Genomic DNA, 26,764 nt, shown 5'->3' with positions numbered 1-26,764 from the left:
GCAAGGAGCTTGCATGTCCTCTTCACGATTCGATGCCTTGACCGCCTGGACAGCCGAGCGACACGGCTTGCCTGTTAGCGCCCTTACGCTCTCTCCAGCCGGTGGCGACGCCAGCTTTCGGGGCTATTTTCGCTTCACCCTGCCGGGAGGCGTAAGCCGCATGCTGATGGACGCCCCTCCCGAGCAGGAAGACTCCCAGACCTTCATCGCCATCGCCGAACGCTGGCGAGCCGCCGGGCTGGCGGTGCCGATCATCTACGCTCATGATCTGGCACAAGGGTTCATCGAGCTTCAGGATCTGGGCGAGACACCTCTGCAGCATGCGTTCAGGGCCACCGAGCACCCCGACACCCTGGCACGTCACTCCCAGGCACTGACGGTTATCGCCGCCCTGCAGAACCGCGCCGATCCCAGCGCCTTGCCGGCTTACGATGCTGCCTTGCTGGGCCGTGAACTGGATCTTTTCCCCGACTGGTGCCTCAACGCCTGGCTGGGAATAGACACGCCCGACAGCTGGCCGGCCGTACGCAAGGCACTGATCGAGACGGCCCTGAGCCAGCCGGTAGTCAGCGTGCATCGGGATTTCGATGCCATGAACCTGATGCTCTACGAGGATCAGCTGTACATGATCGATTTTCAGGACGCCGTGGCCGGACCCATTGCCTATGATTTGATATCGCTGCTGCGTGGGCGTTATTGCCGTTTTTTCCCTGAGGCCTTCAGTGCCCTTGTCGGCGAGTTTTACCATCAGGCCCGACGCGATGGCCGTCTGGCTGCAGACATCGACCAGGCAACCTTCGAGCACCAGACTCAGGCCATGGCCGCCCAACGCTCCCTCAAGGTGCTGGGGATTTTTTGCCGCCTGACCTTGCGCGATCACAAGACCGGTTACCTTTGGCGATTGCCGCATTTTCTCGATCATCTGGAGGATAGCCTGGCCACCCTGCCCGCCCATAGCGACTTTCTGCACTGGGTAAGGGAGACCCTGCGCCCAGCATTGAACCAGCGCCTGAGCCGGGAGGACGTCCAGTGAAAGCCATGATACTCGCCGCGGGGCTGGGCAAACGCATGCGTCCCTTGACCGACCACTGCCCCAAGCCACTGTTGCCGGTGGCGGGCAAGCCGTTGATCGTGCATCACCTGGAACATTTAGCGCGCAAAGGAGTCAATGAAGTGGTCATCAATGTCAGCTACCGGGGTGAGCAGATCATCCAGGCGTTGGGCGATGGCGAGCGTTACGGGGTCAGCATTGCCTGGAGCTATGAGCGAGAGCCATTGGAAACAGGCGGAGGTATTCGTCATGCCTTGCCATTGCTCGGGGATGCCCCTTTCCTGCTGGTCAACGGTGACATCTGGTGCGATTACCTGCCCGACCCAATCGCGCTCGGTGACGGCAAAATGGCTCATCTGGTACTCGTGAACAATCCCGACCACCATCCTCAAGGTGATTTTCATTTGGCGCACAACGGGTGCGTTCAACTGGAAGGCAGTCCTAGGCTGACATTTTCCGGGCTAAGCGTGATCGACCCGGCGCTGATAGCCGGCCTGCCGCCCGGTGCCTTTGCCTTGGCGCCGCTGCTGAAAAATGCCATGCAACAACAGCGGGTTAGTGGTGAACATTTTCAAGGTAGCTGGGTGGATGTAGGCACACCCGAACGCCTCGCCCGGCTGGAAACACAGCTGCAAGCAGCACCCTGAGCCCGGATGGATGTAAACCCTGCAGCGAGGCGAGGGAAAAATGCTATCCTCCCCCAACCAATAGTGATCCAACCCGAGGAGAGGTGCGTGAAAGCTCGAGTCAGATGGACGGATGGTCGACAGTTTGTGGCGGAATCCGGCAGCGGCCATAGTTTGGTGATGGACGGCCCGCCGGATCACGGCGGACGCAACACCGGCCCACGGCCGATGGAAATGTTATTGATGGGCATGGGCGGCTGTACCGCTTTCGATATTCTCAACATTCTCGACAAGGCGCGGGCAGACGTGACCGATTGTGTCGCCGAAATCGAGGCCCAACGCGCCGAGGAAACGCCTGCGGTATTCACCAAGATCCACGTGCACTTCGTGGTTAGTGGCCGGGCGTTGAAAGAAAAGCAGGTAAAACGCGCCGTCGAGCTGTCCGCAGAAAAATACTGCAGTGCCTCGATCATGTTGGTCCGGGGAGGGGTGGATATCACCCATTCTTTCGAGATTATCGACGTTTGAACATCTTTTCCGCGAAAGTCATAAAAAAATGCTCTTGGTCGGGTGCGCCGCACGACTCGGCCGGGCATAATACGCCCCCTTATTTTTATATAAGTGTTTATCGGTTCCGGCGCTGGCTCGTCGGGGTGTCTTCACCTGCCATGAGGAGGCTCGGACGTGTCTGATAATCTCCGACTCCACGGGTTTAACAACCTGACCAGCTCTTTGAGCTTCAACATCTACGACATCTGCTATGCCAAGACCGAAGAGCAGCGTAAAGCCTACATCGATTATATCGATGAGCTTTACAATGCCGAGCGCTTGACCCAGATATTGAAGGATGTGACCAATATCATCGGTGCTCATGTGCTCAATATCGCGCGGCAGGATTACGAGCCCCATGGCGCCAGCGTGACCATCCTGATTGCCGAGCACGAACTTGACGATGCCGCCCCCGAGCAGATTCAGCCGGGCCCCGGCCCCTTGCCCAAAACCGTGGTCGGTCACCTGGACAAGAGCCACGTGACGGTGCACAGCTACCCGGAATCTCACCCGGATAATGGCATCAGCACGTTCCGGCTGGATATCGATGTGTCCACCTGTGGCATGATCAGCCCGCTCAAGGCGTTGAACTATCTGATTCACAGCTTCGATTCTGACATTGTCACCGTGGATTACCGGGTGCGCGGTTTCACCCGGGACGTCAATGGCAAGAAACTGTTTATCGACCACGACATCACCTCGATCCAGGACTACCTGGCCGAAGACACCAAGCATGCCTATCAAATGGTGGATGTGAACGTGTATCAGGAAAACATGTTTCACACCAAGATGCTGCTCAAGGACTTCGCCCTGGACAACTACCTGTTCGGCACCTCCCGGCGCGACATTACCTTCGAAGAGGCCCGCGACATCGAAAGCCGGCTGCGCAAGGAAATGCTGGAAATCTTCTACTCGCGCAACGTGGACTGAACGCCCCCTTCCTGCCTCGCTTTACCCGGCGTCAATAGACGCCGGGCTCTCCTTCCGGGCGCGTCTTGAAGCGACGATGCAACCACAGATATTGCTCTGGGTGCTTGCGAATCGCCTGCTCGACAAATGCATTCACCCGGGTGGCATCCTCCACTTCATCGTTACCGGGAAAGTCTTCGAGCGCCGGCAACCATTCGATGGTATAGGTGTGATTATCCGGGTTGCGATGAAATATCAGCGGCACCACCGGTGCGCCGGTCATGCGCGCGATCTTGGTGGTCAAGCGGATGGTAGCGGCCTGCTGACCGAAAAACGGGGCAAACACACTGACCCCTCGCCCAAAATCCTGATCCGGCGAATACCATACGATGCGGCCTGCTTTTATACAGCGAATCATGCGGCGTAGATCGTGACGGTCGATCAGTTCCCCAAAGACGCGATGCCTGGAGCGAGTCATGAAACGATCGAATAACGGATTATTGTGGGGGCGATAAACGGCATCCGCTTCGAAGAACAACGAATGCAAGGCGCCTCCCATATCAAGGGTCGAAAAATGCACCCCCACGATCAATACCCCTTTGCCTTGGGCTTTGGCCCGCTTCAGATGCTCTTCACCTCGGCAAGCCACACGATGGCGCAGATGCTCGGCATCACGGCACCAGGCTGTGGCGGTTTCCATTAAGCCGATGCCATTGGCGATAAAGGTTTCACGCACCAGGCGGCGCTGTTCGACAGCGGATTTTTCGGGAAAGGCCAACGCCAGGTTGGTGGCGGTAATGTGCCGGCGCCGTTTGACCAACCGCCAGGCGGCCAGGCCTATCCCCTTACCCAGCCAGAGCTTGAGCCGCCAGGGCAGCCAGGCGACCAGGTGCATGGCACCGATCGCAAGCCAAGTGGGCCAGAAACGCGGATGCGCAAAGGAAGCGGGGTAACGACGTTTAGACATATAAAAGGCAACCGCTCAGCAAAGGCCACCATGATAGCGCCTTGGCACGCGCGGCAGTACCCCGGTCAACAAGGTGTAGCTGATGGTATCGCAATAACCTGCCACTTCATCGATATTCAGCGTTTCGCCACTCAGGGCACGTCCCCACAATATCACCTCGCTGCCGATGGTCGCCTCGGGCACCTGGGTAATGTCCACGGTCAGCATGTCCATCGACACCTTGCCGGAAAGCGCGCAACGCTTGCCTTCGACCAGTACCGGGGTTCCATCCACGGCATGGCGATCATAACCATCGCCGTAACCGCAGGCCACCACCGCAATCCGCGAGGGTCGAGAGGCTCGCCAGCGCCCGCCGTAACCCACCGGCTCACCCTGGGCGAGTTCACGTACTGCAATGATCTCCGAACGCAGGCTCATTACCGGGGCAAGCCGCTGACTGACGGCATTGGGCACTTCCAGGGGGTCGCTTCCATAGAGCATGACACCTGGGCGATTCCAGGCACCATGTGCCATTGGCCATGCCAAGGTAGCCGGTGAATTGGCCAGGCATAGAGGGGCCTTGAGCTGGACAGCCAATGCATTGAGACAGGTCATCTGGCGCTGAAAGTAGTCGTCATCCAAGCGGTCTGCGGTGGCGAAATGGCTCATCAGGTGAAGGTTGGTGGCCTGCATCGGTGCGGCCGACAATTGCCGCCAGACGCTCGCCGCCTCTTCAGGACGAAACCCCAAACGATGCATGCCTGAATCCACTTTCAGCCATACCGGAATAGGCCGACGCGGCGTAAACCGCAACAACGCCTGCACCTGCCAATGGCTGTGTACCGCCATCCACACACCCAGCTCATCGACAAGCACCAGCTCGTCGAAAGTAAAAATACCTTCCAGCAGGACGATCGGCGTACGAATGCCACCTTCGCGCAGCACCACTGCCTCTTCCAGGCAGGCCACGGCAAATGCCGGGGCCAAGTCTTCCAGTGCTTTGGCGCAAGCCAAGGCGCCATGGCCGTAGGCATCAGCCTTGAGCACGGCTAACGCCTGGCTTTTCGGCGCCAAGTCCCGCGCCAAGCGGTAATTATGACGCAAGGCGTCGAGATCGATATGAGCCGTTAACGGGCGCATCGGATATTTCGCTTATTCAGAATGGTTAGGCCAGGCACCCACCACAGACGATCATGGTTTTTCGAGGTCATTAAAGAGGACATTTGAAATTAACCTTGGCGGCACAGGGCGTGCCGCCAAGCGCACACCATCAGTTTTCGAAAATCGAGTTCACGGACAAGCCTTGCTTCTCCAGAGCACGACGCAGTTTCTTGAGCGCTTCCACCTGAATCTGGCGCACCCGCTCACGGGTCAAGCCGATTTCAGCACCTACGACTTCCAAGGTGGCGGCTTCATGGCCGCGCAGACCGAACCGGCGCACCACTACTTCCCGCTGTTTTTCACTCAACTCATCAAGCCAGCCGTCGACATGCTCCTTGACGTCATCATCCACCAACGAAGTTTCCGGTCCATTTTCATGGTCATCGGACAGCGTATCGATCAGCGGCTTGTCGCTCTCGCCGCCCACTGGATAGTCCACCGAGGAAACGCGTTCATTGAGGCGAAGCATTTTCTTGACCGATGCGACCGGTCTATCCAGATGCTCGGCGATTTCTTCGGCGGTCACTTCGTGATCCAGCTTTTGAGTCAATTCCCGTGCCGCACGCAGATAGATATTCAATTCCTTGACCACGTGAATCGGCAGACGAATCGTGCGCGTCTGATTCATCAAGGCACGCTCGATGGTCTGGCGTATCCACCAGGTGGCATAAGTGGAAAAACGAAAACCACGTTCGGGATCAAATTTTTCCACCGCACGAATTAAACCGAGATTGCCTTCCTCGATAAGATCCAGCAATGTCAGGCCGCGATTGAGATAACGCCGCGCAATCTTGACCACCAACCGAAGGTTGGATTCGATCATTCGCGAGCGTCCAAGCGAATCGCCCTTGCGGGCCAAACGCCCGTAGAACACTTCTTCTTCCGGCGTCAGAAGTGGAGAAAAACCAATTTCATTGAGATATATTTGCGTTGCATCCAGGCTTTTGTGGTGCTGACGATCCTCACGCCCCAATGCTTTCTCGAAAGCATCTTCTTCAACGCCAGAATCATCCTCCACCTGGCCCACCGCTTCCTCTGCGGAGTTCAGGTCGACTTCCTGAATATCGCGTTCCAGCATACTCATTGTATAAAACCCCCGTGATTGGGCCTGCCCGCCTTCAAACAAAGCATTCTTTGCGCCTATCATCGGCGCTTATTGTTATGGCTGTTTATTATTTTACCCATTCATTTCTTATGAGTTATTTCATTCATATGCATGAGTTATGTGGACCGGTAATTTTTAACAACCGCTTTGTAACTGCCGGAAGGTTTTACCGGCAGTTATCACGTCATTTCTTGATGTTAGCGTATCAATAATCCAGGATATATCGCCTCAGCGTGACGGCAGGAACGTCAGGGGATCTTTAGGCTGTCCATCCTCACGCACTTCGAAATGCAACCTGACATCTTCTGCATCACTGTCGCCCATGGTGGCAATGACGTCCCCTGCGGCCACGACATCGTTTTCGTCGACCAGCAAGCTGTCATTATGCGCATAGGCGCTAAGGTATTGATCATTATGCTTTAGCAACACAAGGTTGCCATACCCCCGGACTCCGCTACCTGCATACACCACGATGCCGGGACCCGCCGCTTTAACAGATTGCCCCTTTTCCCCGGCGATATCAATCCCGGCAGTAACGTTGCTTCCCTTGCCGAATCCCCCCACCACCTGGCCGTCGACGGGCCACTGCCAGTCCACGGTTTCAACCGGGGTATAGGTACGTTCCGCACGGGGCGTGGGTGGTGCGGCTTGTGGCTCCGAGTCTTGCACGTCGGGCTCGGTGGGTGCTTCAGAGACAGTTTCAGGCTCGGGTGCGGGTTCAGGCTTAGCCTCAGCTACAGGCTCGGACTCATTAATGGATGCTACCTGCGATTCGGAAGCTGTCTCGGCTTGCGGTTCAGCCTCAGTGGCGGATTCCGGCTCACGCTCGTCAGCCTGGCGTTTATCGCGTTCGATCGCGGTTTCATCGGGCAGCAGCCAGTCCAGCTCTTGATCTTGAGCCTGCGAAACCGAAGCCACTGGCTGGCCACCACCTTGATTCAGACCGGTCGCTACCGCACCGGCACTACGCGACTGAGTCGTCACGGTAGCATCGGATTGGCCCATTTCGGTTGAGGGACGTGAAGGCTGTCCCCCGTTACCACCCAGCTGCAGCTGATCGCCAGGATGAATCTGATAAGGGGGGTCGATACTATTGAGCGCCGCCAGCTGCCGGTAATCCAGATTATGCTGCCAAGCGATGCCATACAGGGTATCTCCGGGCTTTACGGTATAGCCTGAAGATGAACGTTGAACCGCACGGCTGGCTTCGCTCAGGTCACGTACCTGAGGCCCCCCTCCTTGCTGGGCGGCACAGCCGGTGATTACCAGCGCCAAAGCGGATGTGATGAATACTTTATGCATGAAATTCCTACTCCTTTTCAGTCACTTCCGCAGCGGGCTTATGGGACCCGAACCTACGACCGGCACTCGCTTTTCGATTCAGCAACAACACCAATACAATCCCGCCAACCATCAGTGCGATAACAGCAGGCACCTGAGCCGAAGTACCGGTCAACACAGCATAGTCATCCGGCGAAAGATAACGAAACGTCAACGGAATCAACTGTCCATCAGGGCCCAGCTGATAACGCACCAGCTCGCGCCATGGCCAAAGGACCGGCAGCGAACCCAGAATAAAGCCTAACAGGAGCTGCAATGTGCCCCCATGATAGCGACTCAACAACCACGCCAGTAAGCGCGAAAACAGCATCAATCCGAGCAGACAGCCTAGCCCGAACAGGCTCATGACTCCCCAATCCAGCCCCCGGATAGCGTCCATGATGGTGCCGTACAGCCCCATGGTCAAAAGCAAAAAACTACCCGACACCCCGGGTAGCAGCAAGGCACTGATGGCCACCGCCCCGGCCAACACCAAGACCAGTGCATCGTTGCCGATCACCAGTATCAGAGGCATCAATGAAGGCAACACCCTGGCCAGCATCAAACCTATCAGCAGTGGCAGCAGATAGATCCATTTCCAACCCCGCTGAGCCCCCCCTACCACCAGAGCCGAGGCCGCCACCAGGCCGAAGAAGAAACCATCCAACAAAAGTGGATAAGCCTCCATCAGCCACAGGGCCAGGTGCGCCACACTGAACAGGCTCGCGGCAATACCCAACAACAGCGGGAGGGCGAAGGACAGGTTCAAATGCACAGCCAGCCCCGGCCAGCGTCCACGACGCCAGGCACCCAAAGCACTGGGTCCGAACTGCCGAATGGTATGAATCAGCTCTTCATAAATACCGGTAACAAAGGCAATGGTGCCACCCGACACGCCGGGAACGGCATCCGCCGCTCCCATGCCGGCACCTTTGAAAAAAACTCCAATTTGACGCTTCAACCAACAACTCCTTGTAACAAGGGCACAAAACGTACCGGTTCCAACCGGCGCCGGTCGATGGTCTCACCCACTCGACGTAGCTGAGTCAACCATTGCGTGCCATCGGCATCCGCCAAGGGGGCAATCAATACGCCACCCTCGCTGAGTTGTGCGAGTAATTCATGAGGTACCACTTCGGCGCAAGCCGTCAGCAAAATGACATCGAAAGGGGCCGCCTGTGGCCAACCATGATTGCCGTCGGCCAGTGCCAATCTCGCTGATGCCTTGAGCCGCTTCAGACGCAATGCCGCACGTTCATGCAAGGCATGGATGCGTTCCACGGAATAGAGTTCCGTGACCAGGCGCGAAAGAATCAACGTCTGGTAGCCGGAACCCGTTCCAAGCTCCAGCACGCGACACGGCGATTCCCGCACCACAAGCTCCGTCATCCGGGCGACGGTCAAGGGTTGCGATAACGTCTGTCCGAAGCCCAGCGGCAAGGCGGTATCTTCGTAGGCACGGTGCGCCAAGGCTTCATCGACAAACAGATGTCGCGGCTCGCGGGCCATGACATCAAGCACTTCCCGGTTACGTACACCCTGCTCGATCAAGCGTTGAATCATGCGGTCACGGGTACGCTGGGAGGTCATGCCGCTACCCCGCAATTCAGCTGGTGAGGGATCAGGCAAAGGCATCCAACCATTCCTGCACATCCTGGCGCGAAGGGTAACGCGTCAGATCCGTATGTAACGGGGTGATGGAAACATACCCGTCTTTCACCGCGGCAAAATCGGTATCCTCACCGTCATCGGCGTTGGCGCCCGCCGCGGCGATCCAGTAACGTTTGCGACCCCGCGGGTCCTCCACTTCCAGAGGACGGTCCGCCGGGCCGCGATACCCGGTGCGCGTAACGCGAAACCCGCGTAACTGCTCCCAGGGCACGTCCGGCACGTTAACGTTGAGCAGGCTGCGCGGCGGTAGGGAAAGCTGATCGGCGGCGCCTACCAACGTGGCCGCCACCCGGGCGGCGGTCTCGAAATACTGGCGCCCGCACAACGACATGGCAATCGCACTCATACCCAGGTTACGGCCCTCCATGGCCGCAGCCACGGTGCCGGAATAAATCACGTCATCGCCCAGGTTGCTGCCGTCATTGATGCCGGAAATCACCAGGTCGGGCTTTTCATCCCACACCCCGTTAACGCCCAGGTAAACACAGTCCGCCGGGGTACCGTCGACACTGTAGAAGCCGTTTTCCAGCGCCATCAGCGCCAGCGGGCGGGACAGGGTCAAGGAATTACTTGCCCCGCTGCGGTCACGATCCGGCGCCACCACACGCAGCTTGGCGTGGGGCAACAAGGCCTCATACAAGGTGCGCAGACCCGGAGCATGCACCCCATCATCATTGGAAAGCAGCAATCGCCGCATCAGTCACACTCCTTGTTCGGCCTAGCCGTCGGGCCGGGCATGGTCAATAGAGAAGCCGGCAAAATCAGGATGCTCGATCAGTTCGGCAAGCACTGCGGTGGCAAAGCCGCCCCGGGGCAGTGAAAAAGCTAACTGCACCCTGTCACCTTCGATTTGCAGGCTGGGTTCAAGCAGGCGCATGCGCAATGCTCGCTGGGCACGTTTGACCCCGGCCTGGCACAAGCCTTCACATAAGGCGTCATGGGTCTGTGACAACTGCTGCTCATAGCTGCCGGCCTGTTGTGTCGCCAGCTCACCCGTACCCCACATCGGCCCGGTGGGATGAATGTCCAAGGCCGCCGCTCGTTCAAGCAACTCTGTCGGCACCTCATCCACGCAGAAAATGCTTTGGGTGCCGTCCAGCATCACGACATCACCCGCCACCGGCTGCGCCCAGTCGCCCGCTTGCACGCGAGCGCCCAGCAGTTCATTGAACAAGAAACTGCGTGCCGTGGAAAGCATCATGCCTTGACGGTCGTCGCTCTTGCGCCAGCCACGTGCCAGCAATTCCCGGGCGCGAAGCAGGTTGCGCCCCCCCGCCCCGAAACGTTGCGGCCCGAAATAATTGGGCACCCCCGTCTCGCACAATGTCTCCCAGCGCCGGGTGAAATCAGGCGCGGCGACGGCTTCTCCCGTCAGGCACAGCGTAAAGCGGTTGGTACGATGCACGCCTCGCTTGAGCTTACGCGGATGGCGCACCTGCTCAAGCAGGATAATACCCAGCTCGGCCAGCTGACTTTCCAGCGCCTCCGGGTCGTCCTTGCCCGGCAGATGGACACTCAGCCATTGGCGGGTGACCGCTACCCGGTCTTTCATTCCTGAATACCCCACATCGCGTGGGCCGACCGCGCACAGCCGAGCCAATATCCTGACCACATCCAGCGTGGTCTGGTTGCGTTTTTCCAGGCGCAGCCACAGATGTTCGCCGTGCCCTTCGGGGACGAAATCCAGCGTTTCCTCCACACGAAAATCTTCCGGTCGAGCGCGGTAATTGCCGGGAAGCGGAGGACCGAAGGCTGCATCCAATACCCGCGGCCAGCGCGCCATGACGGCTTCTCTCATGATTCACCTCTCGGTGAAGCGTTGCTTGCCAGCAGTACCACGGCCTCGGCGGCGATGCCTTCACCGCGTCCAGTAAAACCCAGGCGCTCGGTTGTGGTCGCCTTGACGTTGACTTGCTCAAGCGTAGCGCCCAGGTCCGTGGCGATGATTTCACGCATGGCTGCAATGTGCGGCGCCATTTTCGGCGCCTGGGCCAGCAGGGTGGCGTCCAGGTTGAGCAATTCAAGCCCCTGGTCTTGCACCAGCGTCACCACATGGCGCAGCAGCTCGCGGCTATCGGCACCCTTCCAGGCCGGATCGGTATCGGGAAAATGCACGCCGATATCGCCCAGGGCGCAGGCGCCGAGCAGGGCGTCGCAGACGGCATGCAGCAAGACATCGCCGTCGGAATGAGCGACGAAACTCTGTTCGAAGGGTATCGTCACCCCACCGATCATCAGGTGATCGCCGGGGCCGAAGCGGTGAACGTCAAAGCCGTGGCCGATGCGCATCATGAGTTCCTCTGTTGAGCGGCCAGAATGGCATTCGCCAGGGCCAGGTCATCCGGGTGGGTCACCTTGAGATTGTCGCGCCGTCCACTGACCAGCCGAGGATACTGGCCCAGCGCCTCCACCGCCGAGGCTTCATCGGTCACCGTCAGTTGATTCGCGCGGGCCTGATCCAGGGCACGGCAGAGCAATTCGAAGCGAAAGCCCTGCGGCGTCAAGGCATGCCAGAGCCCGTCGCGCGGCTCGGTGGCGCCACTGGCACCGCTGTCATCGGCACGCTTCATGGTATCCGCCACCGGCATGGCCAATAGCGCACCGGCCGGATGCGTTTGCATGTGGCTCAGCAGCAAGCCGAGGTCCGCAACGCTGACACAGGGGCGGGCCACGTCGTGCACCATGACCAAGTCGTCAGGTTCAGCCGGAATGGCCGCCAGTGCCTGCATCACGCTGTCCATGCGCTCGCTGCCCCCGTCGACCCTCTGCCAGCGGACAAACGGTACCCAGCCGGGGTCGAACCACTGGTCGTCAGGGTCAAGACACAGCACAAGATGAGCCTCGGGAAAGGCGGCGTGGAGGCGCTCAAGGGTATGCCGCATGATCGGCTTTTCACCCAGCGCAAGGTATTGCTTGGGTTTGGCGGCGGCCATGCGGCGGCCCTGCCCGGCGGCGGGTACGATCAGCCATAAGGGATTTTTCATGATACCGGGGCCTTCATGGCAAGAGTTTCTGACCGGGTTCCACGACCAGGCCGGCGTTGATTTCGATCATCTGGTTTTCGATCGCAACACCGGGCACCCAGAAAAACTGTTCATCGGTGCGCACCATGCCCATGTCACTGCGGGCACGCTCCTCGACGGCATCCAGACCGTTTTTCAGGTCGGAAACTTCGGCGGCCAGGCGGGCATTGCGTTCACGCAGGGGCTGGTTATGCGCTTCCAGGACAGCGACGCGCTCACGCACTATCTGCAGATCCTGCCATCCGCCCTCACCCAACCAGAGCCGATACTGCAGCAGCGCCAGCATCACTCCCAGTGCGATCACCAGCCACTTGTGCATTATGTCGTTCCTCCGCCACATAGTGAGGATTGAGGATGGCCGCGCATTATGCCACCAACCTGAACTAGCCGCGAACCGTTCCTGGCATTCATTGCTTGAACGGCAATGCCTCCTGGGCAGCTTGGCAGTAAGCCTCGATCTGTCGGCGCTCTTCGGCACAAAATCTTGCCACCGCCGTCGAAAGCCCCGGATGCGCCAGATAGTGCAAGGAACGCAAACGGCGCGGCGCGAAACCTCGAATCAGTTTATGTTCGCCTTGAGTGCCCGGGTCGAATAACGTCAAGCCGCGCGCCAGGCAATGCTCGATCCCTTGATAGTAGCAAGCCTCGAAATGCAGGCTGTCAGCGACGATTTCGCTGCCCCAATAACGCCCGTAAAGACTCTGTGCCCCCTGCAGATACAAGGCCGTCGCCACCGGCTTGCCTTCCAGGCGGGCCTGCACCAGCAGTAGCGAGTCTGGCAGGCTATGCCGCAGCCGTTCGAAAAACTCCCGGTTAAGATACGGCGGGCGGCCACGCTCATGATAAGTGATCGTATAACAACGATAGAAGTGAGCCATCGCTTCGGCGGTGATGCCTTCCCCTTCGAGGCGCACAAGCTCCAGGCCCTGCTCGGCCACCAGACGCCGCTCGCGGCGAATCGCCTTGCGCCGCTTTGAGGTCATCCGCGCCAGAAAGCCGTCGAAATCGCCGTATTGCTCATCGCGCCATTGAAATTGCACGCCATGGCGAACGATCAACGCCGGGCAAACCTTTTGCCAGGCTTCGACATCATCGTCATCCGCAAACAGCAGGTGCCAACCGGAAAGCGAGTCCTGATCGCAGGCCTCCTGCCAGCCCTGGGCCAACAGGCGCCGGGCGGCCAAGGGGTCGATATGCGCTGCCAACAAGGTGCGGGCACCGGGCACCGGGGTGAAGGGCACCGCGCTGAGTCCCTTGGGATAATACTGACCACCGGCGCGCTCCAGAGCATCGGCCCAGCCCCAGTCGAACACATATTCTCCATAGGAATGGTATTTACGATACAGCGGCATCGCCCCTACCAGATTGCCGCCCTGCCATAGGGTAAGATGGCAAGGCCCCCACCCCGTGGCGGCACTCACACTGCCGCTGGCTTCCAGGGCGTGCAGGAATTCATGACGCATGAAAGGCTGGTCGGCGCCCACCAGCGCATTCCATTGGCTTGCCGTCACGGCCTCAATGGCAGGTACAATAGACAATGACAGTGGCTGCATGACACCTCCGGTGAATGTTCAAACGGTAGATACCGCCTCGTCACTGTACACAAGTTTCAAAAATCGGGTTTCAAGAACAGGGAACGGTCATGACAGGGAAACTAGACGAGTGGTTTACCATTCAGCGCAATGCGGCCGACCTGGAGCGCTACCCCGGCCTGGCGACTCGCCGCGCACGTCTGTCGCGTCTCGCCAGGATGACACGTCATCATCGGCAGGCCATCATTCAAGCCATTCAGACTGACTTCGGCCAACGCAGCGAGGCGGAGATCCGTCTGGCGGAAATCAGCGCCGTTGTGGATGCCGTGCGCCACGCTCGCTGGCATCTGCGGCGCTGGATGCGGCCTCGCCGGGTGAGCGTACCCTGGCGGCTGTTGCCTGCCAAGGCGCGCATCATGCCCCAGCCCTTGGGCGTGGTCGGCATCATCTCTCCCTGGAATTACCCTTGGAGCCTGGCCTTGCTGCCGGCCGTCGATGCCTTGGCCGCCGGGAACCGGGTAATGCTCAAGCCCAGTGAACACACCCCGCATACCAGCACCCTCCTGGCGCAGCTGATACCCCAATATTTTTCTGCCGATGAGCTCTGCGTGGTCGAGGGGGACGCGGAGCTTTCCCGACACTTCAGCGCCTTGCCTTTCGATCATCTGGTATTTACCGGCTCGACTACCGTAGGCCGACAGGTAGCCAAGGCCGCCGCCGAGAATCTCACCCAGGTCACCCTGGAACTGGGCGGCAAATCACCGGCGGTAATCGGCGCGGATGCCGACCTCGACCAGGCGGCTTCAGCGATCACCTTCGGCAAGGGATTCAATCACGGCCAGACCTGCATTGCGCCGGATTACGTTCTGGTGGAAAGCCGTCGTCTCACGGACTTCATCAAGGCCATGAGCCGCGCCATCGAGCATCAGCGCAGCCATAATTCACGCGACGCCACCGCTATCATCAATCCCGGCCATCAGCAGCGTCTGAGGCGCATGCTCGACGAGGCCTGCGATCACGGCTGCCGCGTGATTGAGTTCGGCGACTCGGCACCCACACTGATAGTCGATCCTCATCAGTCCCTCGAAATAATGCAGCAAGAAATTTTCGGGCCCTGGTTGCCGATTATCGGCGTCAAGGATATCCCGGCGGCGACAAGTTTCATCAATGCACGCCCCCAGCCACTGGCGCTGTACGCTTTCACGCATGACAAGGCCACTCAGCGAGAGCTTGCCCATCACACTCGCTCCGGCGCCCTGGTATTCAATGAGACGCTACTGCATCACGCCATTCCCCAGCTGCCCTTCGGCGGGGTAGGCGAAAGTGGCATGGGCGCTTATCACGGTCGCCACGGCTTTGAGCGTTTCAGCCACTTACGTGGCCTGATGTATCAATCCAAGCACCCGACGACTCGCCTGATACGGCCACCCTACCGGCGCTGGCTGCTTAAATTATTGGGCTATTGAGCGCTTTGACATTGCCAAGATGGAGTTTCCATGCAGCCCCCTGACATTCCGCAAGACGAGAACCTTCGCCTCGCGTCTCTGCATGCCTTACAAATTCTCGACACTCCCGCCGAAAAAGGTTTCGAACACCTTGTACAGTTGGCGCGCGATTTGTTTGACATGCCGATGGCATTAGTGTCTCTGGTCGACAACGACCGTCAATGGTTCAAGTCACATCAAGGGTTGGAGACCTATCAGACACAACGTGATATTTCGTTTTGCGCTCATGCGGTAGCGTTTGACGCCATGCTGGTGGTTGGCGATACCCACCAGGACTCACGCTTTGCCGACAACCCCCTGGTCAGTGGGTCGCCTTATATTCGTTTCTATGCCGGTTACCCTTTACGCCCACTGGACGATCAGCCGGTGGGCACTCTCTGCCTGCTTGATACACGACCGCGTGATTTCGATGCCCATCAGCAGCTGTTGCTGAAAGGCTTGGCCGGGCAAGCCGAAGAACTGCTGCGTCAGCACCAGCTGCGCCAACACTTTACCCAAACCACGCTACGCTATGAGGCGCTTTTCAGCGGAAGCGCTACCGGCATCGTGCGTATCGATCGGGCCGGTATCATTCAGGCCATCAATCCTTTCGCTCTGGAGATGCTGGGTTATCAGCATCACGAAGTCTGGGGGAAAAACGTAACCATGCTCACACCACCCGACATTGCCAGCACTCACGATAGCTACTTGCAGCATTACCTGGCGGGAGGGACGCCGCGAATTATCGGCCGCGGGCGAGACATCGAGGCGCTGCATAAGCGTGGCCATAGAGTGCCGGCTCATCTGGCCGTCAATGCCATTCACGACAATGACGGCCAGGTGAGCGAATTTATCGGGGTATTGACCGACCTTACTCACCTTCATTTAGCCAACCAGCGCATCCAGCAAGAGCAAATACTGTTGAAGGTATTGCATCAAGGGATTACCGATTACCAAGCCCTGATGTCCAGTGAGAAGCTGTGGGATTTCCTCATGGAGGCACTGCGCGAACTGACCGATAGCCAATATTCGCTGATCGGTGAAGTGCTCACCACGGCGAAAACGTCCTCGCTGAAGATTCATGCCATTACCGATGTTTCATTGATCGACGATTCCACCCTGCTGACGCCACAACCACGCAACGGCAAGATGATCCTGAGTGACCCCGACTCCCTGCTGGGCCGGGTATTTACTCAGGGAAGGGTCGTGGTGAACGAGGCTGTCGACAAGCACGGCAACCCTCTCAGGTTTCATCCCGGCCATGCGCCCTTGAGCAACTACTTGGGCGTGCCCATCTATAGCGAAGGCCGAGTGATCGGCATGTTTGCGATCGCCAACAGCAGCAAGCCACTCGACCAAGCATTGATCGAGTGGCTACAGCCCTTTACCGACACCTGTGCCTTGTTGCTCAATCTGTATCGGCAGATGGCAGAACGCGAGATGGTCACCTCGGCATTGTCCAAGGCGCGCGATCAGGCGGAAAAAGCCAATCAGGCCAAAAGTGAGTTTCTATCATCGATGAGCCATGAGTTGCGCACCCCCTTGAATGCGATTCTCGGGTTCGCCCAGCTACTCACCAGCAGCAAGCGCTATCCGCTCGACCATAAGCAACAGCGCCAGGTCAATCAGATCGAGAAAAGCGGCCGACACCTGTTGGCCTTGATCAACGAAGTCCTCGACCTGGCCAAGATAGAAGCCGGTCATTTGGCACTTTCACTCGAGTCGATCAATCTTGCCAGCGTGTTCGAGGACGCCTGCACCACGCTTGACGGCACTGCTGAAGCCGCCGGCATTAGACTTTATCGGCACTCGCCTGCTTCAAACCTGCACGTCAAGGCCGATTACACCCGTACCAAGCAGATACTGCTGAACCTGATTTCCAATGCCATCAAGTACAACCGCGAACAGGGTGAAGTGCGAGTCACGTATCATCCCGAAAAGCGCCAGATAAGGGTCACCGACACCGGGCCGGGCATTCCCCTTGAACGGCATCCCGAGTTGTTCGAACCCTTCAACCGTCTGGATGCCGAACACGGCAAGGTGGAAGGCACGGGTATCGGTCTGGCTATTACTCACCAGCTGGTCGAGCGGATGGGAGGCGACCTGGGGGTCGAAAGCACCCTCGGGGAAGGCACTACCTTTTGGTTCACTCTGCCGAAAGTCGCGGCCCTTCCCCTCAAGTCCAATGCGGATAGCGAGGCCGAGGTCAGCCAGGCGACGCAACAGGCGCATGCCTTCGACCGGCGCCAGATTCTGTATATTGAGGACAATCCAGCCAATCAGCGCCTCATGGAAGATATTTTCGAAGACCTGGAAACGCTGTCGCTATGCACCGTTCCCAGTGCGGAGATCGGACTCGACCTGATTCGCGCTCAGCCTCCCGCCTTGGTGATCATGGACATCCACCTGCCGGGGATGGATGGCTATCAAGCCTTGGCCCAGATTCGCCGCGATGCCACCTTGCGCCCCTTGCATGTCATCGCCCTTTCCGCCAATGCCATGCCTTCCGATATCAAACACGGCCTGGAGGCGGGGTTTGACGCCTACTTGACCAAACCGATCGATATCGTGGCGCTACTCAAGACCTTATCGAGCTTGTTGCATACCCCGCTAGAAACAGTCTTCGATACAGAACAGCTCAAGAAAAGCGGCGTACCGGGAAAAGCCACATGAACTTCATTCAAAAGCATCTATTGGTGGTGGACGACAACCCAGTCAATGTCGAGCTGATGCTCGACCTGCTGGATGATCACGGCTTCGAAAATGTCACCGGCCTGAGTGACCCACGCCAAGTACTGGCGCATTGCGAGAGACAACTGCCGGCACTGATCCTGCTGGATATCCGCATGCCGCATCTGGACGGCTACATGGTGATCGAACAGCTGCAGCAACGCTTTTGCAGCCAGACACCGCCGGTGATCGTGCTTACCGCGCAGATCGACCACAGTACCCGACGCCGTGCCCTGGAGATGGGCGTAAGGGATTTCTTGACCAAGCCTTTCCAGCACGACGAAGTCCTTCAGCGCATTCGCAATACCCTGCGAATCGAAAATCGCTATCACGAGCGTGACCAACAGGCCGAAACCCTGGAACATATCGTGGCCAAACGCACCCAGGCACTCGATGAACAAACCCGTACCGACCCCATTACAGAGTTGCCCAATCGGCATGGCTTGAACCGGAAACTAAATGAAATCCGCTTGGCGAATACCGGGGCCGGCGTCCTGTTTCTGGCATTGGACGGCTATGACGACGTCATTCGGCTGCACGGCTATCCAATAGCCGAAAAATTGTTGCATCACCTGGGAAAAAGGCTCCAAGAGACACTGGATAAACGGCATGTTCTGGGCATCTGGGGCGGCAGTGAGCTGTTGGTGATTTCCCCTTCTTCCATCCAAGGGGAATTGCCTGCCTTGGCGGCACAGCTATTGAGCTGCTTTGACCATGATCAGGAAGTCGAGGGTTTTTTATTACCCCTCGGTGCGCGCATCGGTATCAGCGCTGCCGAAGGTATCTTCGACAGCGAACGTCTGGTGCAAATGGCAGCCCTGTCATTGCCCAATAGCCCCCACATAAGGGTGCAGTGCCATAGCGAAAACCTGGAAGCCCGACAGCGCCGACACCTTCACCTGCAACAGGCGATTCGCCACGCCGCCGAGCGAAACGAGCTTTCACTGGTCTTTCAACCCAAGCTTACGCTCAACAGCAAGCGGGTCATCGGGGCGGAAGCCCTGTTACGCTGGGAGCACCCCGAACTGGGACAAATTTCACCGGGGGTTTTCATTCCGCTGACCGAAGCCAGCGGCGACATCCTGGCGATCGGCAACTGGGTGCTGGAGAACGCCATGAGCCAAGCCGTGGCCTGGCGCCGAGACGGTGTGCTCGACGGTGAATTCAATATTGCGGTCAACGTGGCGGCACGCCAGCTGTCTCGCAAGGATTTTGCCGACCAGGTCTTGCAGCGGCTGGAGCGATACCGGCTGCCCGCTCGCTTCATTTCCCTGGAGGTTACCGAGTCAGGCTTGATGAGCGATATCAATCATGCACGCCAGCAGCTCGCCAAGCTCGCAGAGGCCGGCATTGCGGTGGCAATCGATGACTTCGGTACCGGGCATTCGTCACTGGCCTATCTCAAGACCCTACCGGTCTCGACGCTCAAGATCGACCGCGCCTTTGTCATGGACCTGGAAAAAAGCCCTGCCGACCGACGCCTTGCCGAAGTCATCACCCAACTGGCGCACGGGTACAACTGCGAAGTGGTGGCGGAAGGTATCGAAGAAGACGCCCAGGCCGACTTGTTGCTCGGGATGGGATGCGAGATCGGCCAAGGGTTTCTTTATTCCCGCCCATTGCCTGCCGAGGAGTTTGTCGCCTGGTGCGATACCTGGCAGGCCGAACGTATAATTTCTGTCACGGAGAGCCTTGATGGCCCACGACCTGCTTGACCGCTTACGCCAACGCCTGGAAGAACTCAATCGCTCCGAGCGCAAGGTGGCCAACGTCATTCTCGACGACCCCACCACCGCCACCACCATGAGCATTGCCAGCCTGGCCCATGCAGCCGGTATCAGTGAGCCCACCGTCAATCGTTTCTGCCGCAACTTCGGCGCCAAGGGGTATCCGGATTTCAAGATCAAGCTGGCCCAGAGCCTGGCGGGCGGCACGCCTTACGTGACACGTGCGGTCGAACCCGATGACAACGCCGCGCAATATACCCAGAAAATCTTTGGTGCCACCATCGCCGCCCTGGATGAGGCCCGTCGGGAAATCGACATGGAAGCCATCAAACGCATGGTGGATTACCTGACCCAGGCCAAGCAGATCCATTTTTTCGGCCTGGGGGCGTCCGGCGCCGTGGCGCAGGACGCTCAGCACAAGTTTTTCCGCTTCAACTTGCCGGTCATGGCTTACGTGGATGTATTGATGCAGCGGATGATCGCGGCGGCTTGTCATACCGGCGATGTGGTGGTGGTGATTTCCTACACCGGGCGTACCCGTGAGCTGGTGGATATCGCCCGGGTGGCGCGTGAAGCCGGTGCCGTGGTGCTCGGGATCACCGCACCGGATTCCCCGCTGAGTAATGAATGCACCGCCACGGTGGAGGTTTCCACGCCGGAAGATACCGATCATTACATGCCGATGACCTCACGCATGATTCAACTGACGTTGATCGATGTGCTGGCCACCGGCGTTACCCTGCGTCGTGGCGAGGATTTCCTGCCCCACCTTAAAAAGATCAAGGACAGCTTGCGCGAAACACGCTTCCCCCCTGCCGGTGGAGCCTGACGCCATGGGGTATCGGACCTTGCTGCGCCACCATCGTGGACTTCTGGGCATCGCCTTTCTGGCCATGTTCAGTTCAAGCCTGGGGCAAAGTTTCTTTGTGGGTTTGTTCCAAGTTCCCATAGCCGAGCACCTGGGGCTGAGCACCGGCCAGTTCGGTACCGCCTATGCCTCGGTGACCTTGGTGGCCGGCTTTGCCATGTTGCGTTTCGGCCCCAGCATCGACTGGATCAATCCGCGCCGCTTTGCCGCTACCGTGCTGTTATTGCTGCTGGTCGGGATACTGCTTCTCACCCTGGCTCCCTGGTGGGGGCTGGGAATCCTGGGCCTGGGATTGGTGCGGATGTGCGGCCAAGGCATGCTCACTCATTTGGGCAACACCCTCGCCGGGCGCGAGTTCACCGCGTTGCGTGGTCGCGCCATGGGATTGATCAGCCTGGGGTTACCTCTGGGAGAAATCGCCCTGCCACCTCTGGCCGCCCTGGCGCTGGTGTGGCTTGGCTGGCGTGAGTTCTGGTGGTTGATGTGCGTATTGCTGGCAATTCCCTGGCTGTGGCTGTTAGCCAAGACGCCCTGGCCCAAGGCGCCGGGTGCCAAGCCTTCGCGCGCGCAACGCCGACACGGCCCCCAACCGTTCAGGGACAAGAATTTCTGGTGTCTGTTGCCGTTACTCATGTCGCTTCCCGTCACCATGACGGGCCTGTTTATCTACCAGGCCCAAATGACCACGGCGCTGGGAAGCTCCCTGGCCGTCTATGCGCTGGCATTGAGCGGCATGGGACTGGCAAAGCTTCCCGGTGCCCTGCTTGGAGGGCGCTGGATCGATCACATCGGCCCGGTGCGTCTGGCACGCTTTTATCTGTTGCCTTATGCCTTGGCCATGGGCATTGCGCTGATCCTCGGTGGAGATATCAGCGTATGGGCCTTGATGGTCGGCGGCGGCCTGGCAATGGGCGCTCAGGAGCTGGTCGCCACCGGGCTTTTGATCAAGCTATGGGGAAGCGAACATCTAGGCAGAGTACGCTCGGCCTTGAGTGCCTCGATGGTATTTTCCACCGGCATCGCCCCCGCCATGTTGGGTATCGCGCTGGACGCGGGCCTGTCTTTTCAGATAATTCTGATGGGCATGCTGGGGTTTATCGTTCTGGCGTGGTGCCTGGCCCAAGGCGTGTTGCACACCGCCAATCAGGCGAATAGCGAGAAGAGCTGACGAATAGCGAGTTAACACAAGCGAGCATAGACGGGTGTTTAACGTAGAATCAGCACGGGTACCGAGGCGTTGCGCAGCATGGTGGTGGTAGTGCTGCCGACCAGAAGATGGCGAATGCGTGAGTGGCCATAAGCCCCCATTATCAGCATATCGATGGCATGTTGCTGTTGGTACTCTCGCAACGTGGCTTCCACGTCACCGGCCTTGATGGCACCTTCGGCCTCATGGCCGGCTTCGCGCAACACAGCCAGTGCCCATTCCAGTTGAGAGCGATTTTCCGCGGTTTCCGCCCCGACGATCACCACATGACAAACCGTACCGGCAAACAGCGGGCTCTTGGCCAGCATTTCCACGCCCTTGCGCGCCGTCTTGCTGCCATCGAAGGCCATCATCACGTTTTCCGGATGCTTATAGTGACGCGGCACCATCAGTATCGGCCGGTGCATCTCCCGGACCACGCGCTCGAGGTTCGAGCCCAGATGCTCACTGGCCTGATGCGCCGTTTCACCGCGCTTGCCCATCACCAGTAAGCGAACCCCGCCCTGCAACTCGACCAAGGCTTCCACCAGGGTGTCGTTACGCTGGCGGATGCCAGGGTCGGCCACCCCTTTCTCGATGGCGCGGGTCTTGGCGGCATCCAGCATCAAGCGGCCCTGTTCGCGGGTGACCTTGGCGCGTTGTTCCTCCAGTTCTGAAAGCTTTTCCAGCAGATGCTCACGGGTGCCCAACCCCACGTTTCCCGACAAGTCCGGTTCGGAAATCTGCGGATGGTTGTCCACTACATGGATAAACGTCAGGGGGGCTTCAAGTGCCAAGCAGGCCCAAGCGGCGTAATCACACACCCCTTCGGCATACGGGGAACCATCGATGGCAGCCAAGACCTGATCGGACATAACACAAGACTCCTAGAAAGGGTGCAACGACGAGTTATTATTAATGGCACATCGTTGTTAATGACAAATTGTTGTGACCCTTTCTTTTTACACTATTAGCTCACTCGCCGATATCCACCGACCACCCCCTGCTTACTCAATACCCATTGCCATAGATGAAGTTCGCGTGCGCGGAAGGCACCGGCACAGCTCAAGAGGTAATAGCGCCACATTCTAAAGAACATATCCCCGTAGCGTTCACGAAAGCGTGGCCAGTGCTCGACGAAATTATCGTGCCAGGCCATTAGCGTGTGGTCGTAATCGGCGCCGAAATTATGCAGATCCTCGATCACGAACAATTCATCCATGGCGTGGGTCATCTGTGGAAGAGAAGGCAGCCCCCCATTGGGAAAGATATATTTATCGATCCAGGGGTCGGGCATTGTCCTGTGCCTGTTTTTGCCAATGGTGTGCAACAGGAACAGACCATTGTCTTTCAAGCATCGGTTGGCGACTTCCATGTAACAACGGTAATTCTTGAACCCGACGTGTTCGAACATGCCGATACTTACAATGCGGTCGAACTGCCCCTCGATTTCCCGATAATCCTTAAAACAGAATTCCACCGGCAGCCCGTTTTTCATCAATGCCTTACCGTATTCGGCTTGCTCCCGTGAGATGGTCACGCCGACACACTCCACACCGTAATTCTCGGCGGCATAGGCCATGAAACTACCCCAGCCACAGCCGATATCCAGCACTTTCATGCCCGGTTCAAGCTCAAGCTTGCGGCAAATGAGATCCAGTTTGTCCTCCTGCGCCTGCTCCAGGGTCTTTGCCTTGTCCCAATACCCGCAGGTGTAGGTCATGCGTGAATCGAGCATCGCGGCATAGAAGTCGTTACCCAAGTCATAATGGGCCTCGCCCACTTCCCAGGCACGCTTGACACTTTGCAGATTGAACAGCCGAGCACGCAATGCATGACCGATCAACTTACGATGACTCACCTGGGCGGGAATTCTGGCGCGCAGCAAGTGATAAAAAAACTGGTCCAGCGCCTGGGCATCCCATTGCCCTTCCATATATGCCTCCCCCAACCCCAGATTACCCTTGGCCAGAGCCCGTTCGATTACATCACCGTTATGCAGCTGTATGTCCCAAGGCTCATTTCCATTGATATGAATCCCTGCGTGCGCGAGCAATTGCTTTACCAGTTGGTGAGAGCTATTGGCGGGGTCAAGCATGGGAGGAGGCTCGACAGCAGAGGGGATAACGTTTCTATCCAGACTTTCCATGTGGCACCTCGTTAAGCGGGTTATCGGATGATGTTCACCTTGTGGGGAAATACACGATTGGTTATTGATGGGCTACTAGACAGGATAGCCGCAGAAACAAAAACCGCCCTGTAAAGTACGTATAGTGCCTAAAACTGTGTAATTTTGATAGAAACCTCCTTTTCAGGAGGTTTTTTTTGCTTGATGTTGTTGTTGGCATATAGTGTAATGTGTGTAATTAATGTAAGGAAAAGGTATGTTTGCTACGAAAGTGAGTGCCAAGATCGCACAGGATAACAGCGGAGTGACTACCGATATCCCGGTCATTTTGACCGACGAAGGTGTTTTGGAATCCGTCACAGATTACGTGCTTAGCCTCCACCTCAATGGCATCTCGCTTTCAACGATCAATAAGCATATCCAGTCGATCATACTTCTGATTGAGTTTATGGATGCCAACAAAGGCATGTTCGAAAATTCTGAAGAGATGTTCTCGGTTTTTGTTAAAAGACTCTACAGCGGGACAGTAGGCGAGAATGGGCTGGACCCTTCTGGACTTTTTTGGATACCGGCAACCACCGGCACGGTAGCTCGACACATCAGCCACCTGACGAATTTCACCGACTGGATACTAGAAAAAGGCCTGGGAAAACCATTAAACACCCTACGAACGGCCACTCGGCATGAGGAGCGCATCCAGCATGCCGCCTGGTTTAGGCGGAATCAGAACGATTTTCTGGGACACATCCAAGACAAATCGATCAATGCCACAGTAAAAAGAGCCCGCAACATAAAAGGCAGAACGCCTTTGGCGAAAACGGAAGATGACGCTATCGCCTTCCCTACTAGCAAATTCGAAGACTTTTACCTCAACGGTTTGGGTGACGCAAAAGATCCCCGAGTGGCTCTGCGAAACAAGCTCATATTGCTCCTTCTTCATGGAGCTGGATTCAGGCGCAGCGAGGCACTGCTGCTGTGGGTCACGGACGTATTTGAAGACCCCGACGACCCTGATCGGGCAATTGTGAGGATTTATAACGAGGTAGAAGGTGTAGCGCCTGAAGGCTGGAAAACCCGGAGAGGAATTAAGACTCGGAAGGCCTACCTGCAAGAAAAGTATGCGCGTTCGCCACGGCAGGAAATGCAGAGCACCCAGCATCTCGGGTGGAAGTCTAAGGTGGCTGATCACAGGGACGGCTACCTGGAGGCATATTTCTTCCCGCCGGAGTTTGCGCGGGTCTTCATGTCCCTGTGGCGACAATATCTGATTTACCGGGCATCCGTGGAGTGCCACCACCCATACGCTTTCATCAATTTCGATCCCCGGTATTTAGGGAATCCCTATACCTTCAACGCCTTCAACCAAAGTTATGCGGCAGGACTGAGGAAAATTGGTCTGGAACCGAATAAGGCTGAAGGCTTGGACCCCCATGGCCATCGCCATAACTATGGTCGCAGGTTAAGTGATGCCGAAGTCAAGCCACTCATACTCAAAAAGTGCTTGCATCATAAAAGTTTGGACTCGCAGGTAGTTTACACCCTGCCATCCAACACCAAGGTCTCACAAGCGCTTTCCCAAGCATCGAACCAACTTCAACTGGGGTCGGATGAAAAGACCGCCGAATCTTTCGATTGGAAGACGCTGGTAGAACACGGCTTCGACGATATCGATCCAAACGGCCACTTCACGGGCAAAAACCCACGTTTAGGGAAGCGATAACAATGGCAAAAAAGATAATCGGTAAAGGATACACCACCGACCTGACGTTGGGATGGGTTACTCGGGAAATGGGTTCAGAATGGCTTCAATGGCAGCAGTACGCTGCCGAATGGCTCGCGAGCCAGGACGCAGGTATAGCTAACCGTCTGAATAGCTTAAAACACTTTTTATATTACCTAAAGTCAAAGGCCCCCTACGCCGTTGATGTAGCAATGATGTTCAAGGGCCATCCCGGTGGCCACAAGGTGTCCAGCGAAGAGTTCAATGACTATCTGCTTGCAGGTGGAGCAAACGATTCCAACCATAAATACATTTCTTATATCAAGTTACTATGCGATCACATCCTCAAGTACCATCTTAGCGTCGAAGGTGATGACGGGGCTTCACTGCCTCTGTTCAGGAATCCATTTGAGAAAATTAAGCAATCCAAATCGACGAATACCGAGACCGTCCACAGCCCTTTACCTTATCGGTATATCCAGCAACTCAGGCAAATTCTCTGCCCGTATCCAACCAAGGACTCCAGCAACAAAACGCCGTGGGTGGGCCGTCATTTTCGGGACTGGCAGTGGGCGATCAACCATCTTCAGAGCGGCAACACGGCTTGGATGGAGGTTCCTCCAGAGCGGATTGACCCCAGCGATCCGGATTGCATTGCTCGCACTCGAACTTTGGGAAGAAACAATAAGCAAGTTGAGATCCATGAGATCTGGTCGCCCGCAATAGCGATGTTTATGTTCACCAAGCTCCATCTCCCCCTGCGCTCCTTTCAGGTGCGATTTCTTGATTCGGGGGAAGGTGATACGTGGCGTTATGAACAAGGTCAATGGAGCGAAAACACGCAGCATGCGTTCAAGTACGGCTCCTCTAAACGCCCATACCAGAAAGGTGTGTTCAGACGCATTTATGACTCAATGAGTGAACGTTTTTCCACCGGGCTCTATATCTCCATGAAGTGGCTATAGTTTCCCGGACACACAGGCGCAGGTAAAATCTCCTGCCAATAGAGGTGTGTCATGAATCAGAAA

At 57.4% G+C, this 26,764-nt stretch carries 25 protein-coding genes; 11 read left to right on the top strand and 14 right to left on the bottom strand.

Annotated features, from left to right (window positions below):
* Window positions 1–13 precede the first annotated feature (13 nt).
* The 4 genes from GPM19_RS13765 (at window position 14) to speD (ending at window position 3,156) form a co-directional block, all read left to right on the top strand.
* Complete coding sequence (locus tag GPM19_RS13765; RefSeq protein ID WP_160419596.1) at window positions 14–1,033, top strand: aminoglycoside phosphotransferase family protein; 1,020 nt, start codon at window positions 14–16, stop codon at window positions 1,031–1,033.
* Entirely contained in the window at window positions 1,030–1,698 is a 669-nt protein-coding gene (murU, locus tag GPM19_RS13760) for an N-acetylmuramate alpha-1-phosphate uridylyltransferase MurU (protein WP_160419595.1), read from the top strand. Before GPM19_RS13765 ends, murU begins: the two co-directional genes overlap by 4 nt.
* Window positions 1,699–1,785: 87 nt before the next feature.
* Window positions 1,786–2,205 (top strand): OsmC family protein, encoded by a 420-nt coding sequence (locus tag GPM19_RS13755; protein ID WP_114485592.1) that lies wholly within the window; start codon window positions 1,786–1,788, stop codon window positions 2,203–2,205.
* 156 nt (window positions 2,206–2,361) lie between these two features.
* Window positions 2,362–3,156: an adenosylmethionine decarboxylase gene (gene speD / locus GPM19_RS13750; RefSeq protein ID WP_160419594.1), complete on the top strand. Its 795-nt coding sequence runs from the start codon at window positions 2,362–2,364 to the stop codon at window positions 3,154–3,156.
* 31 nt (window positions 3,157–3,187) lie between these two features.
* On the opposite strand, the gene lpxL is transcribed toward speD, so the two are convergent.
* The 12 genes from lpxL to GPM19_RS13690 all read right to left on the bottom strand — a co-directional run bounded on the left by lpxL (window position 3,188) and on the right by GPM19_RS13690 (window position 13,914).
* Entirely contained in the window at window positions 3,188–4,102 is a 915-nt protein-coding gene (lpxL, locus tag GPM19_RS13745) for an LpxL/LpxP family Kdo(2)-lipid IV(A) lauroyl/palmitoleoyl acyltransferase (protein ID WP_160419593.1), read from the bottom strand.
* A gap of 15 nt (window positions 4,103–4,117) precedes the next feature.
* On the bottom strand, window positions 4,118–5,221 hold the full coding sequence (gene alr, locus GPM19_RS13740; RefSeq protein WP_160419592.1) for an alanine racemase: 1,104 nt from the start codon (window positions 5,219–5,221) through the stop codon (window positions 4,118–4,120).
* 130 nt (window positions 5,222–5,351) lie between these two features.
* A complete protein-coding gene (rpoS, locus tag GPM19_RS13735) occupies window positions 5,352–6,326 on the bottom strand; it encodes an RNA polymerase sigma factor RpoS (protein ID WP_160419591.1) in 975 nt (324 codons plus the stop codon).
* Window positions 6,327–6,575: 249 nt separating this feature from the next.
* Window positions 6,576–7,649: a peptidoglycan DD-metalloendopeptidase family protein gene (locus tag GPM19_RS13730; protein ID WP_160419590.1), complete on the bottom strand. Its 1,074-nt coding sequence runs from the start codon at window positions 7,647–7,649 to the stop codon at window positions 6,576–6,578.
* A gap of 7 nt (window positions 7,650–7,656) precedes the next feature.
* Window positions 7,657–8,628 carry a DUF368 domain-containing protein gene (locus tag GPM19_RS13725; RefSeq protein WP_160419589.1) on the bottom strand — a complete coding sequence of 324 codons (972 nt, stop codon included), beginning with the start codon at window positions 8,626–8,628 and terminating at the stop codon, window positions 7,657–7,659.
* On the bottom strand, window positions 8,625–9,302 hold the full coding sequence (locus GPM19_RS13720; protein WP_160419588.1) for a protein-L-isoaspartate(D-aspartate) O-methyltransferase: 678 nt from the start codon (window positions 9,300–9,302) through the stop codon (window positions 8,625–8,627). The genes GPM19_RS13725 and GPM19_RS13720 overlap by 4 nt, the downstream gene beginning before the upstream one ends.
* A complete protein-coding gene (gene surE, locus GPM19_RS13715; protein WP_160419587.1) occupies window positions 9,289–10,035 on the bottom strand; it encodes a 5'/3'-nucleotidase SurE in 747 nt (248 codons plus the stop codon). The genes GPM19_RS13720 and surE overlap by 14 nt, the downstream gene beginning before the upstream one ends.
* A gap of 21 nt (window positions 10,036–10,056) precedes the next feature.
* On the bottom strand, window positions 10,057–11,136 hold the full coding sequence (gene truD, locus GPM19_RS13710; protein ID WP_160419586.1) for a tRNA pseudouridine(13) synthase TruD: 1,080 nt from the start codon (window positions 11,134–11,136) through the stop codon (window positions 10,057–10,059).
* Window positions 11,133–11,627 carry a 2-C-methyl-D-erythritol 2,4-cyclodiphosphate synthase gene (ispF, locus tag GPM19_RS13705; protein ID WP_160419636.1) on the bottom strand — a complete coding sequence of 165 codons (495 nt, stop codon included), beginning with the start codon at window positions 11,625–11,627 and terminating at the stop codon, window positions 11,133–11,135. The genes truD and ispF overlap by 4 nt, the downstream gene beginning before the upstream one ends.
* Complete coding sequence (gene ispD / locus GPM19_RS13700; RefSeq protein ID WP_160419585.1) at window positions 11,627–12,322, bottom strand: 2-C-methyl-D-erythritol 4-phosphate cytidylyltransferase; 696 nt, start codon at window positions 12,320–12,322, stop codon at window positions 11,627–11,629. Before ispD ends, ispF begins: the two co-directional genes overlap by 1 nt.
* Before the next feature lie 13 nt (window positions 12,323–12,335).
* Window positions 12,336–12,680, bottom strand: coding sequence for a cell division protein FtsB (ftsB, locus tag GPM19_RS13695; RefSeq protein ID WP_160419584.1), 345 nt, complete (start codon window positions 12,678–12,680; stop codon window positions 12,336–12,338).
* 88 nt (window positions 12,681–12,768) lie between these two features.
* Window positions 12,769–13,914, bottom strand: coding sequence for a GNAT family N-acetyltransferase (locus tag GPM19_RS13690; protein WP_160419583.1), 1,146 nt, complete (start codon window positions 13,912–13,914; stop codon window positions 12,769–12,771).
* Window positions 13,915–14,003: 89 nt separating this feature from the next.
* Here GPM19_RS13690 and GPM19_RS13685 point away from each other — a divergent pair, with 89 nt between their 5' ends.
* The 5 genes from GPM19_RS13685 to GPM19_RS13665 are packed head-to-tail and all read left to right on the top strand — an operon-like array spanning window position 14,004 to window position 21,870.
* Window positions 14,004–15,359, top strand: coding sequence for an aldehyde dehydrogenase family protein (locus GPM19_RS13685; protein WP_160419582.1), 1,356 nt, complete (start codon window positions 14,004–14,006; stop codon window positions 15,357–15,359).
* A gap of 30 nt (window positions 15,360–15,389) precedes the next feature.
* Window positions 15,390–18,050 carry a hybrid sensor histidine kinase/response regulator gene (locus GPM19_RS13680; RefSeq protein WP_160419581.1) on the top strand — a complete coding sequence of 887 codons (2,661 nt, stop codon included), beginning with the start codon at window positions 15,390–15,392 and terminating at the stop codon, window positions 18,048–18,050.
* A complete protein-coding gene (locus tag GPM19_RS13675; RefSeq protein ID WP_160419580.1) occupies window positions 18,047–19,822 on the top strand; it encodes a putative bifunctional diguanylate cyclase/phosphodiesterase in 1,776 nt (591 codons plus the stop codon). The genes GPM19_RS13680 and GPM19_RS13675 overlap by 4 nt, the downstream gene beginning before the upstream one ends.
* Window positions 19,803–20,663: a MurR/RpiR family transcriptional regulator gene (locus GPM19_RS13670; RefSeq protein ID WP_160419579.1), complete on the top strand. Its 861-nt coding sequence runs from the start codon at window positions 19,803–19,805 to the stop codon at window positions 20,661–20,663. The genes GPM19_RS13675 and GPM19_RS13670 overlap by 20 nt, the downstream gene beginning before the upstream one ends.
* A 4-nt stretch (window positions 20,664–20,667) precedes the next feature.
* A complete protein-coding gene (locus GPM19_RS13665; RefSeq protein ID WP_160419578.1) occupies window positions 20,668–21,870 on the top strand; it encodes an MFS transporter in 1,203 nt (400 codons plus the stop codon).
* Between the two features lie 38 nt (window positions 21,871–21,908).
* Here the strand turns inward: GPM19_RS13665 and GPM19_RS13660 are convergent, their stop codons facing one another.
* On the bottom strand, window positions 21,909–22,763 hold the full coding sequence (locus GPM19_RS13660) for a universal stress protein (protein WP_160419577.1): 855 nt from the start codon (window positions 22,761–22,763) through the stop codon (window positions 21,909–21,911).
* 95 nt (window positions 22,764–22,858) lie between these two features.
* Entirely contained in the window at window positions 22,859–23,986 is a 1,128-nt protein-coding gene (gene cfa / locus GPM19_RS13655; protein WP_160419635.1) for a cyclopropane fatty acyl phospholipid synthase, read from the bottom strand.
* Between the two features lie 286 nt (window positions 23,987–24,272).
* Here cfa and gmtY point away from each other — a divergent pair, with 286 nt between their 5' ends.
* Both gmtY and GPM19_RS13645 read left to right on the top strand, forming a co-directional pair.
* Window positions 24,273–25,736: a gamma-mobile-trio recombinase GmtY gene (gene gmtY, locus GPM19_RS13650; RefSeq protein ID WP_160419576.1), complete on the top strand. Its 1,464-nt coding sequence runs from the start codon at window positions 24,273–24,275 to the stop codon at window positions 25,734–25,736.
* Between the two features lie 2 nt (window positions 25,737–25,738).
* The gene (locus GPM19_RS13645) at window positions 25,739–26,701 is read left to right on the top strand and encodes a VPA1269 family protein (protein WP_160419575.1); all 963 of its coding nucleotides are present in this window, start codon (window positions 25,739–25,741) and stop codon (window positions 26,699–26,701) included.
* The last annotated feature ends 63 nt before the right edge of the window (window positions 26,702–26,764 follow it).

This window comes from Vreelandella zhuhanensis (assembly GCF_009793355.1).
Classification (GTDB): domain Bacteria; phylum Pseudomonadota; class Gammaproteobacteria; order Pseudomonadales; family Halomonadaceae; genus Vreelandella; species Vreelandella zhuhanensis.
The sequence above is the reverse complement of the archived record's forward strand: the minus strand, read 5'-3'. Positions and strand labels throughout refer to the sequence as shown.

What these genes read in the sequence shown, in the direction of transcription:
- GPM19_RS13765 (WP_160419596.1), top strand. Translation starts at nt 14, where the DNA reads ATGTCCTCTTCACGATTCGATGCCTTGACCGCCTGGACAGCCGAGCGA.
- lpxL (WP_160419593.1), bottom strand. Translation starts at nt 4,102, where the DNA reads ATGTCTAAACGTCGTTACCCCGCTTCCTTTGCGCATCCGCGTTTCTGG.
- alr (WP_160419592.1), bottom strand. Translation starts at nt 5,221, where the DNA reads ATGCGCCCGTTAACGGCTCATATCGATCTCGACGCCTTGCGTCATAAT.
- rpoS (WP_160419591.1), bottom strand. Translation starts at nt 6,326, where the DNA reads ATGAGTATGCTGGAACGCGATATTCAGGAAGTCGACCTGAACTCCGCA.
- GPM19_RS13730 (WP_160419590.1), bottom strand. Translation starts at nt 7,649, where the DNA reads ATGCATAAAGTATTCATCACATCCGCTTTGGCGCTGGTAATCACCGGC.
- GPM19_RS13720 (WP_160419588.1), bottom strand. Translation starts at nt 9,302, where the DNA reads ATGCCTTTGCCTGATCCCTCACCAGCTGAATTGCGGGGTAGCGGCATG.
- surE (WP_160419587.1), bottom strand. Translation starts at nt 10,035, where the DNA reads ATGCGGCGATTGCTGCTTTCCAATGATGATGGGGTGCATGCTCCGGGT.
- truD (WP_160419586.1), bottom strand. Translation starts at nt 11,136, where the DNA reads ATGAGAGAAGCCGTCATGGCGCGCTGGCCGCGGGTATTGGATGCAGCC.
- ispF (WP_160419636.1), bottom strand. Translation starts at nt 11,627, where the DNA reads ATGCGCATCGGCCACGGCTTTGACGTTCACCGCTTCGGCCCCGGCGAT.
- ispD (WP_160419585.1), bottom strand. Translation starts at nt 12,322, where the DNA reads ATGAAAAATCCCTTATGGCTGATCGTACCCGCCGCCGGGCAGGGCCGC.
- ftsB (WP_160419584.1), bottom strand. Translation starts at nt 12,680, where the DNA reads ATGCACAAGTGGCTGGTGATCGCACTGGGAGTGATGCTGGCGCTGCTG.
- GPM19_RS13690 (WP_160419583.1), bottom strand. Translation starts at nt 13,914, where the DNA reads ATGCAGCCACTGTCATTGTCTATTGTACCTGCCATTGAGGCCGTGACG.
- GPM19_RS13685 (WP_160419582.1), top strand. Translation starts at nt 14,004, where the DNA reads ATGACAGGGAAACTAGACGAGTGGTTTACCATTCAGCGCAATGCGGCC.
- GPM19_RS13680 (WP_160419581.1), top strand. Translation starts at nt 15,390, where the DNA reads ATGCAGCCCCCTGACATTCCGCAAGACGAGAACCTTCGCCTCGCGTCT.
- GPM19_RS13675 (WP_160419580.1), top strand. Translation starts at nt 18,047, where the DNA reads ATGAACTTCATTCAAAAGCATCTATTGGTGGTGGACGACAACCCAGTC.
- GPM19_RS13670 (WP_160419579.1), top strand. Translation starts at nt 19,803, where the DNA reads ATGGCCCACGACCTGCTTGACCGCTTACGCCAACGCCTGGAAGAACTC.
- GPM19_RS13665 (WP_160419578.1), top strand. Translation starts at nt 20,668, where the DNA reads ATGGGGTATCGGACCTTGCTGCGCCACCATCGTGGACTTCTGGGCATC.
- GPM19_RS13660 (WP_160419577.1), bottom strand. Translation starts at nt 22,763, where the DNA reads ATGTCCGATCAGGTCTTGGCTGCCATCGATGGTTCCCCGTATGCCGAA.
- cfa (WP_160419635.1), bottom strand. Translation starts at nt 23,986, where the DNA reads ATGCTTGACCCCGCCAATAGCTCTCACCAACTGGTAAAGCAATTGCTC.
- gmtY (WP_160419576.1), top strand. Translation starts at nt 24,273, where the DNA reads ATGTTTGCTACGAAAGTGAGTGCCAAGATCGCACAGGATAACAGCGGA.
- GPM19_RS13645 (WP_160419575.1), top strand. Translation starts at nt 25,739, where the DNA reads ATGGCAAAAAAGATAATCGGTAAAGGATACACCACCGACCTGACGTTG.